This window comes from Halobellus ordinarius, assembly GCF_031823395.1.
Taxonomy (GTDB): Archaea; Halobacteriota; Halobacteria; order Halobacteriales; family Haloferacaceae; genus Haloquadratum; species Haloquadratum ordinarius.
On the sequence record NZ_JAVQKJ010000003.1, the window covers coordinates 31016 to 48549 of the forward strand.

The 17534-nt window shown below is 53.7% G+C and carries 15 protein-coding genes and 1 tRNA gene; 5 read left to right on the forward strand and 11 right to left on the reverse strand.

The window, feature by feature from the left end; genetic code table 11:
- Positions 1-16: 16 nt before the first annotated feature.
- Entirely contained in the window at positions 17-3097 is a 3081-nt protein-coding gene (locus RJT48_RS03585) for a hypothetical protein (RefSeq protein WP_311170876.1), read from the reverse strand.
- Between the two features lie 786 nt (positions 3098-3883).
- Positions 3884-4990 carry a tyrosine-type recombinase/integrase gene (locus tag RJT48_RS03590; protein ID WP_311170877.1) on the reverse strand — a complete coding sequence of 369 codons (1107 nt, stop codon included), beginning with the start codon at positions 4988-4990 and terminating at the stop codon, positions 3884-3886.
- A gap of 147 nt (positions 4991-5137) precedes the next feature.
- Here RJT48_RS03590 and RJT48_RS03595 point away from each other — a divergent pair, with 147 nt between their 5' ends.
- A complete protein-coding gene (locus tag RJT48_RS03595; RefSeq protein ID WP_311170878.1) occupies positions 5138-6454 on the forward strand; it encodes a hypothetical protein in 1317 nt (438 codons plus the stop codon).
- A gap of 32 nt (positions 6455-6486) precedes the next feature.
- Here the strand turns inward: RJT48_RS03595 and RJT48_RS03600 are convergent, their stop codons facing one another.
- Positions 6487-6798, reverse strand: coding sequence for a hypothetical protein (locus tag RJT48_RS03600; protein WP_311170879.1), 312 nt, complete (start codon positions 6796-6798; stop codon positions 6487-6489).
- Between the two features lie 126 nt (positions 6799-6924).
- On the opposite strand from RJT48_RS03600, the gene RJT48_RS03605 reads away from it, so the two are divergent.
- The 3 genes from RJT48_RS03605 to RJT48_RS03615 all read left to right on the forward strand — a co-directional run bounded on the left by RJT48_RS03605 (position 6925) and on the right by RJT48_RS03615 (position 9745).
- Positions 6925-7278, forward strand: a complete 354-nt coding sequence (locus tag RJT48_RS03605; protein ID WP_311170880.1) for an ArsR family transcriptional regulator — start codon at positions 6925-6927, stop codon at positions 7276-7278.
- A 223-nt stretch (positions 7279-7501) separates the two neighbouring features.
- The gene (locus tag RJT48_RS03610) at positions 7502-8611 is read left to right on the forward strand and encodes a hypothetical protein (protein WP_311170881.1); all 1110 of its coding nucleotides are present in this window, start codon (positions 7502-7504) and stop codon (positions 8609-8611) included.
- Positions 8612-8644: 33 nt separating this feature from the next.
- On the forward strand, positions 8645-9745 hold the full coding sequence (locus RJT48_RS03615) for a hypothetical protein (RefSeq protein ID WP_311170882.1): 1101 nt from the start codon (positions 8645-8647) through the stop codon (positions 9743-9745).
- A gap of 2 nt (positions 9746-9747) precedes the next feature.
- Here the strand turns inward: RJT48_RS03615 and RJT48_RS03620 are convergent, their stop codons facing one another.
- From RJT48_RS03620 to RJT48_RS03655, 8 genes are all read right to left on the reverse strand, one after another.
- Positions 9748-10191 (reverse strand): hypothetical protein, encoded by a 444-nt coding sequence (locus RJT48_RS03620; protein ID WP_311170883.1) that lies wholly within the window; start codon positions 10189-10191, stop codon positions 9748-9750.
- A gap of 157 nt (positions 10192-10348) precedes the next feature.
- Complete coding sequence (locus RJT48_RS03625; protein WP_311170884.1) at positions 10349-11362, reverse strand: tyrosine-type recombinase/integrase; 1014 nt, start codon at positions 11360-11362, stop codon at positions 10349-10351.
- A 941-nt stretch (positions 11363-12303) separates the two neighbouring features.
- Positions 12304-12567, reverse strand: coding sequence for a DUF8150 family protein (locus RJT48_RS03630; protein ID WP_311170885.1), 264 nt, complete (start codon positions 12565-12567; stop codon positions 12304-12306).
- Positions 12545-13147 carry a hypothetical protein gene (locus RJT48_RS03635; protein ID WP_311170886.1) on the reverse strand — a complete coding sequence of 201 codons (603 nt, stop codon included), beginning with the start codon at positions 13145-13147 and terminating at the stop codon, positions 12545-12547. Before RJT48_RS03635 ends, RJT48_RS03630 begins: the two co-directional genes overlap by 23 nt.
- Before the next feature lie 411 nt (positions 13148-13558).
- A tRNA-Gly gene (locus RJT48_RS03640) sits at positions 13559-13682 on the reverse strand.
- 27 nt (positions 13683-13709) lie between these two features.
- Positions 13710-13838: a hypothetical protein gene (locus RJT48_RS03645; RefSeq protein WP_311170887.1), complete on the reverse strand. Its 129-nt coding sequence runs from the start codon at positions 13836-13838 to the stop codon at positions 13710-13712.
- Between the two features lie 191 nt (positions 13839-14029).
- On the reverse strand, positions 14030-15394 hold the full coding sequence (locus RJT48_RS03650) for a restriction endonuclease (RefSeq protein WP_311170888.1): 1365 nt from the start codon (positions 15392-15394) through the stop codon (positions 14030-14032).
- A gap of 64 nt (positions 15395-15458) precedes the next feature.
- Positions 15459-16850: an ATP-binding protein gene (locus RJT48_RS03655; RefSeq protein ID WP_311170889.1), complete on the reverse strand. Its 1392-nt coding sequence runs from the start codon at positions 16848-16850 to the stop codon at positions 15459-15461.
- 124 nt (positions 16851-16974) lie between these two features.
- Here RJT48_RS03655 and RJT48_RS20745 point away from each other — a divergent pair, with 124 nt between their 5' ends.
- Positions 16975-17505, forward strand: a complete 531-nt coding sequence (locus RJT48_RS20745; RefSeq protein WP_311170890.1) for a metallophosphoesterase — start codon at positions 16975-16977, stop codon at positions 17503-17505.
- The last annotated feature ends 29 nt before the right edge of the window (positions 17506-17534 follow it).

Sequence of the window (17534 nt, forward strand, 5' to 3'; positions counted from 1 at the left end):
GGACCAACTAGCCGCCTCAGGTAGAACTACTCCTGGCCTCACCGGGACCATCATCAGCAGATGGTGAAGGCCCGGACTGGCCGCGGGGATTCGGCTTGTCCCCGTCTTGGTTCGTAAACTTCCACGTATAGATACTATTACGTGCTAGTTGACGAAGCTCCTCGTCGTCGTCAAGTTCTTCCAGTTCGACAGGGTCGAGGTCTACGTCACCGTGATCGCTGAGGCGATGCAGGCCGTCGTCGCGCCACACGACCCGGCGGCCATCCTCGTCATCCTGCTCGCGGTTGAGGATGCCTCGTTCACGCAGTGTTTCGAGGTGCTTGAAAACCTGCTGCCGTGAGAGATCGACGGCCGGGTGTTCGACGATGGCGGCGGTAGTCACCTCGCCGAGATCCTCAAGCGCCTGCACGACGGCTTTCATCCCGTCACTCCACGTCGTCACGACCCGTCCCTCGCCGGCGAGTGGTACCCACTCGGGAAGCGTGTCCGTGTGGACGTAGACGACAGCGCCGTTGCCGTCGCGGCCGAAGCGCATCGCTGCCTGGAGCGTATCGTGTTCACGCATATGCAGGAGAACCTTATCGCCGAACTGACCGTAGGAGAGATCGCTACCCTTCTCGCCGTTCCGTTCGACGGCCTGTCCAGCGTACGCCCCCCACTTTTTGATGAACCCGTCACCATAGTGGTTGGAACCGATTACGACGCCGAGGCGTGTGTCGTCGAATTCGTTACTGCCGAGGACATCGCCGTACCATTTGGCGCAGTCTACGGGGCCGTCGGTAACGCGGTCGCCGGTTGGAGCGCTGCGGTCCAGATCAATCAGCCCTGCATCGTCGTATTCGTTGAGTGCGGTTGTGGTCGTGATCAGTGCCGGGCGTTGCCCGTGTTTCTCGACGACTGCGTCGAGCAGTGCAGCGTCTTTATCCACAGCAATACGATCGCCAGCAGATCCTGGATCAGGGTTGTAGGGCTTGACGTACTCAGTGGTACGCACGAGATTGAGGTTGAGAGCGTCGCGGATGTACTCTGTGCGCTCTTCGTCTTTGAGTACTGGTCGATGCGTGAGTCGCTCGCCGACTGCGAGTTCCCACATCTGCTTCGTCGGGGTGCCATCAAGGCCGACGACGCTGCTGGCGTAGTCTAGGCTGGGCGTGTGTAGGAATGAGACAGTCCCGGCTGCTCGATTGTGAACTCCAATTCCAACGTCGTCGATTTGGGTATACTCGAATCCGTTGCCGAGATCTTCGCTGTCGAGGAGTGTGTAAACGGCGATTGGGGCGGCAGCGTGCGCCTTCTCGTCGTCGAAGACGTGCATCTCGTCAGGTTCGACACAATTGTGTTTGAACCAGAGGAGTGCCTGTCCTCGTCGTTCTTGATCATCGCGGTTTTCGATGAGATCCGTGTAGCTGTCAAAGGGAACGTCAGGCGTGATGTCAAGCCAGTAGGAGACAGCACCTTGCAGCTTGGAGCGAAGGATCGTTTCATACGTATCGGGGAATTCGTCGACGACGACGACGCGGCCCGTGGTGACTTTCGGTTTATATGCGTGTGAGTAGTGCCCGATGAGGACATCGAATTCGTCCGGGTCGAAATCCCATTTGCTGGTATATGGGCAGGTCCGGGCTTCGTCTTCTTGGCAGGGAAGCGGGTGATCAAGGACATACTCGGCGGTCTTGTGGATCTTTTTCGGGGTTGCACCGCGCTGATACCAGTTACGAACAGTGTCGGCCAAGTCGTTGCCGTACGTGCCGTTGGCAGTATCACAGTGGCGAGTGAAACTCGGGAGCGTGTAGTAATCCAGGCCGAACTCGTCGCACCATTCTCTGAACTGATTGTACTGCTCGTTATGCCCGCGGCCAGTGAGAATCGTGACCTGCTGTCCAGTCTCAGCAGCGGCTTTCACAGCGCCGTAGGATTTCCCCATCGTGGGCAGCGCTTCAACCAGCGTCTGATCGTGCTCTGTATATGCTTCAGCGATTGCGTTGGTCGTGCGATCACGTGCCTCGCTGATGGTAAGCGTCTCCTCATCCTGCTGGGTGGTGTGTTTCCAATCCCAGCCACTAGCAGCAGTCGTGAGGTCTCGATCAGCAGACGGTAGCACCCCGATAGGTTGACCATCCTTCCCGTGCCCGCCAACGTACTCAGGGATCGGTGCACCGGCCTCACGGGCTTTCTTGATGGCTTCCCACCACTTATTGCCGGCGAGGCGTTCACCGGGGCGTGACAGGGTATCTTGCTCAAGCGCGAATAGCTTGAGAACGCCGAATGTTTCGCCTTTCTTCTGGTCATAGAATATCTCGCGGTCGGGAGTGTGGAGTGAATCCTTCCCGCTTGAGTGGCGGTACGTACTGGGATCCCAGGTTTCCCACCCGGTTGAGTCGCTCCCGACCTGACGAGTCCTAAGAGAAAGATCCTGTGGCCGGAGCTGGTCGACAGCGGCCAGCACGTCCCGGGCATCTTCGGTCGTTTCGTCGGCGGTCGTGGCATCGGGTTCGTAGTCGTCAATATCAGCACGGTCGCGGTCAGTATCGTGCTGTACCTTGAGCGCGTCATCGTAGCCGTTAGCTTCCAAGATCGATCGTAGCGCGTCAGCGTTCCACTCACGGATGTCAGTTGGCGTCCCACGTACGTGGTCGCCGGTAGCTACGCAGACGTGTGTGCCAGCGTAAATTTCGATGGACGGGAGCTCTTCGTTCGTCCCCCAAGGCTCAGTATCTAGAGGAAAAGATGCCTGCGTTGTACCGTCGAGTGGGAGTCCATCAGACGCGATGTATGGCGCGTGGATGCCCGTGCCTGAGATCGACACGTCCGCGTAGGTGAGACCAAGATGTTCGAGGACCGCTACGAACGCTGGGTGGACCTCACCGGTTTCGGGATCGCGGACATCGTCACCGTCAACGAATGCAAATGGATCATCTTCCTGCTGTAAGAAGACGCGGCCGTCGAGCCGCTCGTCGTGTTCCGCCATCGCAATCTTCTCACCGTCAACGTAGTTCTCAGATAGGCTCCACTTGTACCGAGCATCTTTGTCTGGGGCAGCATCGGGGTGATCGCGGACGCCCCAGGGTGCGAATGGGCGCTTATCGCGGTGGCCCATCCATTGCTCACGTTCGAGCCAGGCTGGTGGGTATGCGTCGGAAGTTGGGTTGGAAAAATCAACTTCGCTCCAGGCCCCGGTGCTGGCTTTCCCGCTAACCGAAGTTTTGTGGGTCGTATCGGTATTCTTGGCGCACTCCTTGTCAGTATCGCACTGATGGTTACACATTGCGCCCAAGAAGAAATTCAAAAAGTTCCTGGCAATTTTGGCAAATTCAGATTTATTACATTTCCAAATCCAGATTCTTTCGCGTCTTTAAGTACATCTCTGTAACTACGATAGGAGAGATATAGAGGCCAATTCCCAGGGTGATATATTAATCTTCTAACCAGTCCCGTAGTAAATGTGAACTCAGCCTATGGCGGGAGCCCGATTCACGACAGACTAAATACTCGTGTGGTGAAGTTCCTTCTATGACTGAACACGTATTATATGAAGACGCGCCAGCGCGAGTCGAGATCGAATATCAGTATATCGAGTCCGAGGATAAGGTCGAACCGGTTAATCGTGAAATCCTACAAAGAGAGGATGTGAACGCGCCAGTACTGTACTGCGAATGTGGAGAGGAGTTTATGGAATGGGAACCCGCAATAGAACATCTTCGAGAATCTCGTTAACGAATCCAGAATATACACCAACGCTTCACTAGCCAGATCTACTCTTCAACTGACCATCGAAGAACAGGGTGGAACGGCCCTGTGAACGGTTTTATCGTGCCTCTGCAAATACGAATACGAACACGTAACGAGCGAAGCTGTCATTAAACCGCCTTGGGAGAACCAGCGACTACAGGTATCCGCGATCGTCAGATGCTTTTTCGAGTTCTTGCCGCCGTAATTCCCGCTTCGTATCCTCATCAACTTCCTCGTAGTATTTTTCTATCACGTCTTCACTGGCATCGCATCGATCACTGATGACGTGAAGCGGGATGCCTTCTCGCCGTAGGTTCGAGATGTACCCGTGTCGGAGTGCCACAGGTGGTTTACTGAACGGGCACTTGGTAGCTTGGTCAATCGACTCCATAGCTTCGCAGGAATTCTCGTCACGGCCGTCGGGACAGTCCTGCCCAATCATACACGGACGACTCCACTTGTAGACATATTTCCGAATTGTACCCGTCGATAGGCGACCGTAGGTGCTTGTTAGCAGAGGCTCACGATCATCTTCGACAATATCGATCCGGTGCACATCGATATAATCACCGAGTACCTCAGCAGCAGTGTCACTGATACTGACTGAGTTCTCGCTATTTTTCCCGTTTTTGAGGCGTGTTTCTCCCTCTCGATGCTGGAAGTCAATGTGCGGGTTCTCTTTATCGAGAGATACGTCATCACAGTCAAGAGATCTGAGGTCACTGGGACGCCGCCCTGTCGCAGCGAAGAGTACCCAGACAGCGTGTTCACGGGTTGCGTATTCGTACTTTTCCAGGTGATCAAGAATCGCTTCTAATCGTTCGGCAGCGAAATCAATATCGCGCTTTCCATCACCAGGATCCAACGAGGGAATCTCTATTTTCCTGTGCAGGCCGGGCCTCACCGCGTCGATCGATGCTAAGAATCGGGTGAAGCTCCGCAACAGATACATCTCATCCCGCATGGTTTTGTTACCGAGTGGTTCATCCTCGTCGTGGCCTTCGTTGCGCCGCCAGATTTTGAACTCCAGGAATATTCGGCCTGCAAGATCCGATGAATCCTCAACACCATTCCGCTCGCAGTAATCCGTGAACCGAATTAATTCGTCTTCATACTCACCGAGCGTGCTAGGCTTGAGCTCCGATTCATTATTTTTCAAGAACAGGTCGACTGCTTCATCGAACGAGAGTGGATCCAGCGAGTCACCGTATTCGTGTAGGACGCGTTGGATCTCGCTTGAGAGATCGTCGTCTACAGACATGAGCGACCACCGTCCAACGGCTGCGTGTTTATCGCGTGCTGCTGCTGACGAACTGTTGTACGTCGCATACACGCACATCTAGCCGGTTAGAAGCTGGTTCGAGTGACCCCGAAACTACTTTTTCTACGTTCTTTATATACTTCTCTCATGGACGGCCCACTCTGGGATCCGGATGAGATGGATGCTGGTGAGCGGCGAAGCCTAGCCCCTATGCAACAACAATTTCTCCTGACCGGAGATGCAGGCGAGGACTCGCCCTCACCGATGGAAGAGCGGATTGGTCCTAAAGCGAAAAAACTCCCTGATCGGGTTCAGCAATTGATTGACGACATATCGCTATTATACTACCACGGCTATCTGGAAGAATATGAGGATGAAATCTGGAAAGGTCTTCTTTCGATTTCGAATCGCTCACAGGTGGTTCGAGAGTCGCCTATTGCCCGAACAGCCTACCAACGATCAGACCCGGAATTAGATCTCGGCTTCGAGGTTGGCAGTATAATCCGTTTTATTCACGACGAACAGGTGCCGGCAGAGCTCGTTTGGGGGTTCATTATCGGGCTCGTTGGGGAATCTGACCGGGACTGGGAACGGGAAGCGCAGAATTTGGTTGAGTTATTCGGGGAGTTGGAAGACTACTATGAGACGCGGCTGGTATCTGCCGGCACAGAAGCCCACGAAGATGATGGTTTCCAAGAAGAGCGAAACGAAATCCGGGAGATATTACGTGAACAAGGATTTGCTCCCGCGCCACCCTTAGTTACCGCTGTTTTACAGGAATACACGCGGCACGGGATTGACGACGAGACTCTCGCTCACCTTGAGAATATGCAAATGTCCTCATCAACAGATCCCACTCCAATAGAGCAACAGGAGTATACACGGGACCAGATTGTCGACGAGACTTCCGTCGAACTTGATTACACGGACTTATCCTCATCAACTGATCCTAACCCAACTGAACATCCTGACCCCCCGAGTGAGAGCCCGACTTCAGAAGACGCTCGCCGAACCGGTTTCGAGTCTATTGTGTCCAAGCTCGCAAATCAAACCCGGCTCCGAAGTATTGATCGCCTGGCTCAAGATCTGATAGAAGACGTGTTTCACATTCAGAGTCGTGAGCTTTGGAGTGTTGACTTCGATTCAATTGTCTGCTCCTTGGGAGAGAATGGCAAAACGCATGTTGAAAATTTTGACGAAATAAAAGCCACTCGACATAGCAGGACGCATGTTCTTCGACGACTTTCTTACAAGGATTCCAGTGAAGTGAATCGTCCGGTGACGCGAGAAGATCCAGAAGCAGAGTGGTCACTAACCCCTTATGGTGAACTTCTGTATAAGACCCGTATTGAGCAAAATTGTTCCACGAACTGGATATACAACTTGGTTGTAAATCCGGAACGTCTTGATGACGACACAGCGTCAATAATTTCTCGTGTTATAGAGGGTGGAAGTGAGCCATAGTATAGTTACAACAGAAGCTACATCATTTCCATTCACTCGTCGTTTGGCCAACCGTTTGGAAGCCGCGATAATGTCGCCTTGATTGTGAAGTCGGCGAAATCCGTCTGTTCTCGCAACCAGTTGGCTGCCTCGACGTGGGCGTCTTGACCGTTTGGGATGTGGATCCCATCCGAGGACTGTACGATAAATGGGAGCTCAAGCACCTCGTTTTCGAGAACACGGGCGAGTTCGTCGTGATCTTCTGTTCCCGCTACTAAGCGAATCAGTTGTTCAGCTGGGATAGGTGACCCCCATGAGTGACGGCGAGCCAATTTCCAGACAAACTTCGCCGCAGCATCCGACATTACGGGAAACTCTGTACCGCCGATATTTATAAATATCCAAACCAAGATGACGCCGATGTCCAATAGGTTTAACACGCGTTGGGATCAATACAGAACTACCAGAGTATCCTTCGCCTGGAACACACTATGTCAAGCCACAAATCTCCCGCCGATTCCGTTGAGGACCTCTCAATAGACGAACTACGCGACGAATACCCGAGTGGATGGCGGATTCTCGTGCAGAATGAAAGCGTCGGCTATATCCTTGATGCACTGCTGGACGCACTACCCGGATCCGAATTCACGAAGACAGAACTCGCTGACAAAGCAGGCGTCAGTCGCCAATCCGTGTATACGCATCTGGATCTCCTACTGGTACTGGGTGTTCTTGAACCCGTTGAGGATTCCTCGCCAGAACGGTACCGGGTGAACGCTGAGAATGATCTCTTGGAACTTCTGCATCAGGTCAACGGAGTAGTGAATGAACGACTGGCTGATTAAGGGAGCTGCCTGCAGGATGGAGTTCGCGTCGTTGAGAGGTGTGCCAGGCACTCAGAAAACAGAGATAGTGAAAACGCGATAACATAGCCAGAAAGATGGACATCACAGAATCACCCTGGCCAGGGACAAAGACACGAGTCATACCTTGGGATAAAGATTTATTCCAAGAGGTTTGGAGTATTCGCGTAGAAAACAAAAAGCTGGTACCGGACTACCGATTTCAATGTACGGATTAGGTGAGAGCTCCGATTTAGGAGCTTACTCAGACTGCTCGCTATCGCAGATTCGTCGCGGTATCGAGTCATATCTGAAGGAAAATCCTCGCTCCTCAGTATATTTCAAATCCATCGTTGCACACGAAGATCCTATCGACCAATTTGAGTTCTTGAATACCCGTTTCAACAAGAGTAGTGTTGAAGTTGTTAACCACGGTGATCACTACGAGGTAGATGTCGAACGAGAAATCAAAAGATCGGGACGAACGGTCAGGGGTTCATTTGCTATCTTCAACCACGAAGATACCCAGGTTTGGACAGCGCTGACTGCCCATGACTCCGATTTCTTTGATCGTGGCTTAGGTTGGGTCATCAGTAAGAGCGAACCGCACATTTCAGAATTTTACGCAACATCAAGAGATCTTGAAACCGTCTTGGATCTCTTCAGCGAGTCTGTAAGCCCTGATTCGAAAATAATCGTTACGCAAGCAGTTGCTTACTCCCACAGAGAAGAGGGCGAGATTTCATACAAGACTAGGCCGTATCCAGAGGTATTCCGGGATGCTCGTGATGGCGGTAACTACGTTGATTCGCTGGTCTTCAAATCAATGTCGGAAGACGAAATCGAGTTAGAGGCCACGATCACCCGTGACGGCACAACCACCCTATCGGACGGCAGCGTCGAGTTGTTCTTCAACTATCTGCTTGACGACTACGTCAGCTTTGGGCAAAAGAAGGCTGAACTCTTCACGGACAAAGAGCGGTCACGTGATACTGGGGACATCCAGGAGATTGAAATCCAGTTTGCTAACCCCGTGTTCCAGTCCACCAAAGACAACGAGGACCTAATCACTGCTCTCTCTGATTTGTCCAGATCCAGCGTAACCGTCTACCACAAGAACCCGTACGCCCACATCTCAGTACTTGATTTCAACGATGGGTCGAGTTGTGATGTCTTCGTGACCGACTCCAAGACGATTAAAATCGTCCCAAGTTACAGAGGTTCGACGAATTTCCTGATGCGGATCTCTGACAAGCTGTACAGAGATCTGGACGAAAGTGCCGTTGAGCTAACAGAGGAGTCCAGCTACGGAGTGGAAGATTTCGTCGGGGGGTGAACGATCTTGTCTTCTGATAGTCGAGAAGAGCTATTGAAAGAATTCAGCGTCTATGATACTGCGGTCGATATTGTTTCATGCTGGGAAGCTTCGCTGAATCACATTTATGCAGGAGAGTTTGATCGATTCTACTTCGACAGATTCCCGTCATTAGACTCCAGCCAAAAGACGCTAACCCCCGATTTCACACTGTTTTTCGAGGACTCATACGGTCTTATTGGTGAGATCAAACGGACGTTTCCGGACGACCGGAGAGCTATTCTTTCAGAGCTGGAGCAAATCGCTAACTACGACGACGACCTCGCTCTGAAACACGCAGAGGATAGCTATGCTGTCCCGGATACCTGTGACATCGTCATCATTATCGAAGGGTCATCAGCCCCGCAGATCGGAACTCGACTACAACGGATTATCACAGAGGAAGACGAGTTTGACTTCACGAACAACCCAGTTCTGATCAGGTATCAGTTCAATCAAGATGCCTTGATGTCGCGGTACGAGTTTCAACGAGTGACCCAGTTGGAATTTGAATTCCAGGATGAAGGTTTGGATACAGAGAACTCATTAAGCTCTATTTTGGGTGAAGAAGGGGAGTACCAGACTCTCGAAGTTTATCCGGAGCATTTCACTCCGTTCAAGGTTCGTAAGCCGATCTGCAATGATGCTCCACCGGGTCCTTACCTTGCCACGTTCCTATGGCATAAGATCTTCCCGGAGTATCTGAGTGATGATCAGTACGAGAAGTGGCAAGCGACGAATGGGCAGAAGGAGATCTCCGTTGAGGTTTCTGTTGGTGGCCTGACCGAGAGAGTCAACGAGTATATGCATAATGGAACAGTGAGGGAAATCTGGATTCGTCGAGCACTGGATTTCCTCTGTGGTGCGAATTTGGCTAACGATGAGGATGATGATGAGTATGCAATTCGGTTTATGGGCTTGGTACAAGATGTGGGTGAAGAGAACATCCAAGAAGGATCGCAAGAGCTAGATCAAACACAAGAATTAGCGAATATCTTCATTCGCCGGTACTGCGAGAGTGCGACAAAAGAGCAAGAGGCCAAGATGGAGAAGTATGAACAAGATGAAGAGGAAGATACATCCACGGAGCAGAGTGGTCTGGGTGATTTCACCTGACTCTATCGAGGTCGGGAATCTTGCTGTTCCTGCGATAAGGGAACAGAAATCCCTTCACCGTTGAAGAGCTCGTAGAACCGTGTTTTCGCATATTCTTCATCGTAGTATGTGAGTTGCCAACTGCCATTCAGTAATGGTAACACTGCAAGCTCGACTAATTGGCAGCCAGACTCAGGCCATTCAATCTCTATGCTGACTACTTTACTGGGATCAACTTCGTAATATCTCGTGTCCTGTTTTGACGACATAAGACATCCAACGTATCCAGTACCATATTTTTCGTAGAGGGTGAACACGGCTCCTAAGTCGTGAATGAACTCCATCACCCTCGAATCAATCTTCATGACATACCTTCCACGCTCTTTTCTAATCTCTTCAAAATTGTCCGAGAGGGTCGACGTATAATTGGTGTGCTCTACCCCTCTATTGCTATGTTTTTCGTGCATAGCACTTGGAATGGATTTTGCAGAGTTCCTGGATTTTCTGTGAAAACCACCTTCAGCCGCAGTTTTATATACTATAACTTCCTCAAACGGAGAATCTGCGAAAAATAGAGAATGCAGTGTGCTCTTGCAAGCGGCTATCTTTGGGTGCTATCGTGAATCAGAGGTCATCTAGATATTCGCGTCGCTGCTCCATTTTCTCTTCCTCAGTACGCGAATCGTAGTGCATCGAGAGTACCTTCTCGCTCACATTCGCACGATCCCCAACTGCCTTCATCGGCCAGCCTTCTTGCAGTGCGTGTGTAATCCCGCCTCTACGAAGGGCGTGAGGATTCACGCTTGAGGGGCATTCAGAGGCTGAATCATACGAGTTCGCCTCACATTCGTCAAGGTCACGGCCGTGAGGACAGTCCCGCGTGACCACACACGGCCTAGTATAGCGGTAGCAGTCACCGCGCAGCGTCGTCGTGTGAGCTCGTCCGCTCGGGGTTGAGACTAGGGGCTTTCGTCCGTGCTCATCAGTCACAGCTGGGCGGGTATGCTCCAACCAGTCGTCCAGTATCTCACAGACTTCGTCGGACAGCGCGACGAACCGTTCGCCATTCTTCTGATTCTTCAGTGTCGTTCCGGATTCCGGACGATGCACCACCTGTAACGACTGATCAACTGAGTCGTAATCCTCACAGTCTAACGCGTGGATTTCACCAACACGCATCATCGTGTGCCACATTAGGGTAAGCACGACGTGCGGCCGCGAGGCATACTCGTACTTTTCGAGGTATGTGAGGATTTGCTCTGCTCGGTCGGAGTCCAGCATCTCATCGCGGATGTTATCGTCACCACTCAGCGTTGGCGACAGAACTTTTGTGTGGAGATCTTGCTCGACAGCGTCGATGGACTCTAACCACTTGACGAACACTCGGAGTGTGTCCATCTGGGTCTTCTCCGTTGCCGGTGAGAGATCGCCTTCCATACGCCGCCAGATTCGGAACTCGTGCAGCTGGCGACCCGACAGCTCGTTCAGGTTCGTAATCCCAGCTTCGTCGTTGCACCACCGGATGAAGTGCCCAAGCCGTGACCGGTGGGAGTAGATCGTCGCTTGGGAGACGTTGTTTTCTCGGTCAGCGATGTACAGTTCGAGCGCGCGTTCGGGTTCGATGGGTTCCAAACTCATTTGTCGGTCCCACGCGAACCCCCGGTTGAACACCTATTTTGAGACGGCTGGTTTCAGCCGCCTCACGCCTCAAAGGTCGATTCGTTCGATAGTCGAACCGGAGCCTGCAGCGCCCATCATTCTGCGTGACAGGCAACATTTGGCAGACGGCGGTACGGCGCTTATAAAGAAACCCCTCTTCGGACGTTTGGATTTCATCACGCTGCAGAACGGGGGTCGCCGGTATCATGGGATTCGCTTCCGTTTGAATGACACTGTGAGGAATAACACTTGGGCAGAGAGTGGAATTGGCCGCGCGCGAGAGACGTTGGCGTCCAACTTCGGCCCTTTCCCCCCACTCAACTCAGCAGTTCAGATATGATCCCATCTGCCTCCGCGCAGTTCCTCGCACCTCAGAGTTCCTGTTCCATATTCTCGAAAAGGGTACGCCATCGTTCAGCCACGTCGTCAGTGTCGTACACCCCTTCGTTCGCCAGTTCTAAGAGCCGGCTATAGTAGCGTTCGCAAGTCTTCGCTCATACGATCGCACGCAGTCGTGCGATCAGATGAGCAATCAGTTGCGAACGCTACTATAGCTTCCTCATCGGTGAGATTCTGAAGATTCAGCTCCTCCACGGTCTTTTTGCGCGCCCATTCCGTGCTCATTAGACGGTCGCGTTTGATCGCCCCGTAGAAATGGAACCATAACATAAGATTGCCTTCGGACGGAACGGGTTGGCGCTTATCCTGATGGATTCGGTCGGGGAGCAGCGGAAGTGACGGTACTGCTGCGAGAGTACCGAGGAACGACCGTCGAAACATACCATCGACAAAGTGACTCCTCTTCAAAATCTACCTTCGCCTCGTGGTACACTCCTATGTGCGTACTCACGTACATACGCGGGTATATGAGAGAGAACGTAGTGCAAGTCCACTAGTCAGGCGGTTCTACAGACACCAGTCTACTCCGATTCTACGTCGGACTTGTCGCTCGCTTCGAGGATCTCGGCCGCTACATCTTTCACTTTTTGCTGATGTGCCGCCGAGGTCTGTACGCTTTGGGCCGCATCGAGTTGGTCGTTGACGACCGCGTTCTGTTGGGGTCCCCACGTCTCCGGTGGCTCTGATTTGATGTACTCGACCCAGCGCTTGATGCCCGCGATGCGCTGCTGACGGTTGCGTTTATGCTTCGCATCGAGGTGCTCAGGCGCGTTTGAGTCGCTCATATTCGTCTTCGACACCGAGTCGCGTTACCCACTCTTCGAGACGGGGCACACTAAGACTTTCCTCGAAGAGCGTGTAGAGGTGAACCGCGTCCTCGATGTCCTTCTGTGCGCTGAGGTGGAGCTTGTATGCGACCTGGAGTTCTAACGGCCCAATCGAGATCGCCTCATCACCGATCCTGGCTGTGATCGCGTTTTGGAGGGACGCGCGGTCGAACTCGTCACGCGCGAACTTCACTTCGAGATGCGGCGTAATCTGGTCTTCCGGGGCGACCCAGATGTTGTCGCCGTTATCGAGCATCTCGTACATCGAAGAGAGCGGCATCGCCGGGACCCAGAACCCCTTCTCGTCAAGCGTCTCCACGAGTTCGACTGCAGTCTCCTCGTCGATTTGTTCGATGAGGACGTCGACGTCTTCGGTAGAGCGCGCCCGCCCGGCGAGAATGGAGACGTAGCCCGCGATGTAGACGTGCTTGATGTCGAACTGCCCGAGAATCTCGGAGAATCTGATCGCCAGCTCGTCGAGCTGATTCGGCTCGCGTTCGACGACGAGTGTTCCATTCCGGAGCTCGATACCGCCCATAGATGTTCCTCAGCAGGTGACCGGATAAATCGTCGGGAATAGCGGTGTCCGGGTCAGGTCATCCGATACGCTTGATTGACTCAAGGCCGGGGATCTCGGCTAGATGGTTCCTCACCTCTGTACCGTCATCGTCGTGGTTCAACGAAGGGTGATGCTGATGGTGATAGACGTTGCCGAAAGCCTCGGAGCGATACCGTACAGATTGTCAACCGTGACGGCATTGATGTTCTCAGTCTGTGAGAGGCGATCTTCGGCGTCGGTGACGAGATCGTCGTCTGCGCCACATGGGATACGGATCGTAACGACAGCAGTCGTCGTCGGTCCGGGGTCGTTGTCACTGGTGGTTGCCGTAGTGTCACCTCTGTAGAAGAGCGTCGCTCGGGCAGTCTGATTCACGAGCTGCGCTCCGAGTGCGCGAGGGACGATTCGAACGCCGGAGGAGGAAACCTCCTCCGAGCTCACGGCTCCTGCGGAGCCGTGAACGCCCATCTCGGTCGTGGCACGATCGCGTGATACCGAACTACACTACTCGCGCTCGACGGAGAAAGATGAAAGGACAACGCTATGCAGGCTCGAAGGCCTCGATTTCCTCGATGATCTGCTTGGGATTCTCGGCGTGTTCGATGAACGAGAGGACGTTCTCCGACCAGCCGGAGACGTTGTAGACGTTCCCGTAACCTTCCGGCGTCACGAGGTCGCCGTAGGACGCAAGGCCGACACCCGGTCCACTGCCTGCTGGGCACTCGGTTATCTCGCAGCCGAAGACACACTGGAGCGGCTATGAGACATCGAGAAAACTGATCCAAACGAGGAGGTGCGTCACGCGGCGTCGGTCGCAATCGACGAAATCGAGGGTCGGTAGTGAACGTGCCACGAGGGCTGTTAGAGACCGCCAATACTGACGAATACACCGAGTAAGACGAGTACGAGTACAACGACTGTGCCAACGGTAAGCGGCGTGTTTTCCATTGCTTTCTCGTAGAACGGCATCGCTTCGTACTGTTCGCGGAACGTGTCTCTGTTCGCCTCGTCGTAGAAGTACTTCGCTTTGAACGCGAAGCGCTCGGTCACCGCGCACCCGGTACAGACCGGTGTGTCCTCTAGTCGCTCGGTTTTGATGTGCGAGTCACAGTTGATACTTCCGCAGTTCGCACAGTACGTGTAGGCGTTGTCGGTGCCTGTTGTGTCGCAGTGGACGCACTGGTGGATTCCGTCTTCGCTCGTTACGCGTGATGGTCCTGCCGCGAAATACTCGTACGGATACGAGTACTCCTGTAGGTCAGTCGTGTGCCGAACCTGCGGCAGGTACACCGGTTCGATTGACTGTACTGAGATGTCGGACCGATTCGGTTCACACGTTTTCGTGTACGTGACGTTGTTGTCTCCGGTGTAGGAGACGGTCGTCGTGTGATGGTCTCGGAGTCGTTCAACGGTCCAGTCTTTGTATTCGGTCTGGGTTTGCCCGAACCGCCGATCTTCAACTGCATCGAACAAACTCTCGAACCGATCTGCGTCGAGATCAACAGTCGCGTGGAGGTTCTCCAACACGAGGGTCGAAACATCATCTGACGCAGTTTGGGGGCGTCCGCGTTCGGCGTGGACGACGAACCGGGACCGTTCGTTGATCTGGTGGATCACGCCAACTGATGTCTCAAAGACTGCGTTCGTATCCGCAGTCACGGCGACGACTGGTTGGAACGTGACGGTGGAATACGGCGCGGGAAGATTCGATAACTGGATGTTTTCGATGTCTTGGAATACTTCTTTGACAGGCGCAGTCACCGACGTCGCTGGGTCATACGGTCGGAGCGTTTCGTCGCACAGGATCTCGATTCGACCGTTGTAGAGGTCGAGTCCGATTTCGTCAGCGATCTCACGGAGGTCTTCACCGTCAATGAGTTCAATCGGATACGGGTCATCATTGCGCTGGAGTCGCTGGGCATACTCGATAGCCGGATTAGTGAATCGACCAGTCGTGACCACCATCCCACGCTTCGGTCCGTCGAACTCGAAGGTCGCAATCGCCGAGTGGAGTTTCTGCACCACTGGTCGCCCGACAGTTCCTGTATGCTTACACTCGACAACGATGGCCCGGCGAGTCCCGTCCACGACCTCTTCCATGAGGATGTCGCGTCCTTCGTCAGCCGTCCGTTCTGCTTGTCGAACGTTCTCGTAGCCAAGATTCCGGAAAACATCCTCCATCACGTCCTCGAACTCGAATCCGGAGAGATCGTCCAGAACAGGCATTTTGCGGTTTTTGATTGTTGGTTGTTCGTCGTATATACGTTCCCTTGGATTAGTAGCGAAACACTCAGGACGGCGTGAGTAGGTCGTCGATGTCCGCTACGCTGAACAGGGACCACGAGTCGTCGAGTTGTGCTTCGAGTCCGTCGACGAACCCGTTTTTCGAGAACAGGGCGAACTGTTCGTCTCGATCCGACGGTCCCCATCGGACGTTCTCCGCCTTTGCTCGCAGGCTCTCGACGAGGTCTTCCCCAACTGGATCCGTCGTCCACTTACATTCGGCGAGGAGGATGCGGTCGTCGTTCGGTGCCAGCCCGACGATATCGATCTCTTCGTCTCCGTACCACCAGCGACCGACTTCGGAGTACGGTTCGAATGCGCCGCGTCGAATCCCTTCCCAGACGGCTTCTTGGCACACGTCCTCGAACGTGGTTGCGACGTGCGCTGGGAGGTCCGGTTCAATCGTCCCGTCGTACACGATCTTCGGTGCTTCCTCGATACTGGATCGATGCGGTTCCACGTACCGAAACCAGAACCGAAGGAACTCGTCCGCAACTCGGTACCGTGACCGCTTCGATTTCTTCCCCGAGGCCGTGACTGGGACATCTCGTTCGATGAGGCGGAGTCGGCGAAGTGTCTGTAGGTACTTCGAGAGCGGTCCCGAATCGATCCCCGCTGCGCCGGAGATCTCGTTCGGTGTCGTATGGCCCAGTGCGACTGCTTCGAGGATACTTATGTACCGGGCTGGGTTTCGGAGCTCGGTGCGCAGGAGGAACTCGGGTTCGTTATACAGTACCGCAGATGGTGACAGGACGTGTGATCGAATGTTCGCCGCGAGCGACTGGTCGTAGTCGAACAGCGTGAGGTACATCGGGGTACCACCCGTGACGGCATACGAGCGAACCGCGTCCGTGATGTCGTATGAGATGACCTCTCGTGCCTGTTGAAAGGAGAACGGCGTTACGTCGAGTTGGGCCGTTCGTCGCCCGTACAGTGGGCTCTCGTGCCCCAGGATCTCTGACTCCATCGTGCTCACGCTCGACCCACAGAGCACCAGCATCGAGTCCGTTCCGTCGAGTGCCTGGTCAACGAACGCTTGTATGTACGATGGAAGCGAGTCGTTCTCTTCGACGAGATACGGGAACTCGTCGATGACGACGACAAGATCCTCTCGCTGGAGGTTCTCTCCGAGGTATTCGAACGCTTCGTCCCAACCGTCGATTCGCGGGACGCGCTCGTCGAAGTAATCCGCAACTTGGTCGAGGAACTTCTCGCGCTGTCGATGCTCGGCTTCCTGCGCGGCAAGGAAGTACATGTGGGGACGGTCAGCACAGAATTCTTTGAGGAGTTCCGTTTTCCCGACCCGACGCCGGCCATAGACGACGACGAAGTCCGAACCGGGGGACTCCACCGCACCCGTGAGTGTATCGAGTTCGCCCTCCCGGCCGTAGAAGGTCATACTTAGGATAATGATTACTGCGATAATGACTTAAGAATTCGGGTTGCCACCTCCACCGAAGTGTTTCTCACACTGCGACCAAGGCACCGAATCTGACGAGGGATGCAGGCGAGACGGGTACTGGATGTACGGAAAACTGTTTTCGCGTGGTGTCGACTATTCACTCCTCGAACCCAATACCGACGGTAAACGAAACCGGCCCTTGGCTCTCACACGATACCCTTTTTACGCCCTGCCACCGCTCGGGCATATCATCGGTCGCGTATATCCCCTCGTTCGCCACCTCCAGGAGCCGGACGGCTTTTCTGAGCTATACTCAGTATCTCCCTACTTTCACCTTGGTTGCCATACGTTATTGCACCCACCGCTGTCAGGTTACAACAGTTCGGATGCAACGACCAAACTCCTCCATCTAAGCGATACACATCTCGGCAATCGGCAATACCGGAGCGATACTCGCAGGGATGACTTCACGCGCGCTTTCGAGACCGCCATCGACCGCGCACTCCAAGAAAACGTCGACGCAGTCATCCATACAGGTGACCTGTTCCATCGCCGAACACCGTCACTTCCCATCGTTACAGACTGTATCGAGATTCTCAGAAAGCTTGCCGATGAGGACATCCCGTTGCAGGTTCGCGGCGCTCACCTCTGAATTCGGCAACTCAAACGGGAACGTTGCAT

Excerpts from the sequence above, each read along its gene's own strand:
- RJT48_RS03585 (WP_311170876.1), bottom strand. The coding sequence starts at position 3,097 with ATGGGCCACCGCGATAAGCGCCCATTCGCACCCTGGGGCGTCCGCGAT.
- RJT48_RS03590 (WP_311170877.1), bottom strand. The coding sequence starts at position 4,990 with ATGTCTGTAGACGACGATCTCTCAAGCGAGATCCAACGCGTCCTACAC.
- RJT48_RS03595 (WP_311170878.1), top strand. The coding sequence starts at position 5,138 with ATGGACGGCCCACTCTGGGATCCGGATGAGATGGATGCTGGTGAGCGG.
- RJT48_RS03600 (WP_311170879.1), bottom strand. The coding sequence starts at position 6,798 with ATGTCGGATGCTGCGGCGAAGTTTGTCTGGAAATTGGCTCGCCGTCAC.
- RJT48_RS03605 (WP_311170880.1), top strand. The coding sequence starts at position 6,925 with ATGTCAAGCCACAAATCTCCCGCCGATTCCGTTGAGGACCTCTCAATA.
- RJT48_RS03610 (WP_311170881.1), top strand. The coding sequence starts at position 7,502 with ATGTACGGATTAGGTGAGAGCTCCGATTTAGGAGCTTACTCAGACTGC.
- RJT48_RS03620 (WP_311170883.1), bottom strand. The coding sequence starts at position 10,191 with ATGCACGAAAAACATAGCAATAGAGGGGTAGAGCACACCAATTATACG.
- RJT48_RS03625 (WP_311170884.1), bottom strand. The coding sequence starts at position 11,362 with ATGAGTTTGGAACCCATCGAACCCGAACGCGCGCTCGAACTGTACATC.
- RJT48_RS03630 (WP_311170885.1), bottom strand. The coding sequence starts at position 12,567 with ATGAGCGACTCAAACGCGCCTGAGCACCTCGATGCGAAGCATAAACGC.
- RJT48_RS03635 (WP_311170886.1), bottom strand. The coding sequence starts at position 13,147 with ATGGGCGGTATCGAGCTCCGGAATGGAACACTCGTCGTCGAACGCGAG.
- RJT48_RS03650 (WP_311170888.1), bottom strand. The coding sequence starts at position 15,394 with ATGCCTGTTCTGGACGATCTCTCCGGATTCGAGTTCGAGGACGTGATG.
- RJT48_RS03655 (WP_311170889.1), bottom strand. The coding sequence starts at position 16,850 with ATGACCTTCTACGGCCGGGAGGGCGAACTCGATACACTCACGGGTGCG.
- RJT48_RS20745 (WP_311170890.1), top strand. The coding sequence starts at position 16,975 with ATGTACGGAAAACTGTTTTCGCGTGGTGTCGACTATTCACTCCTCGAA.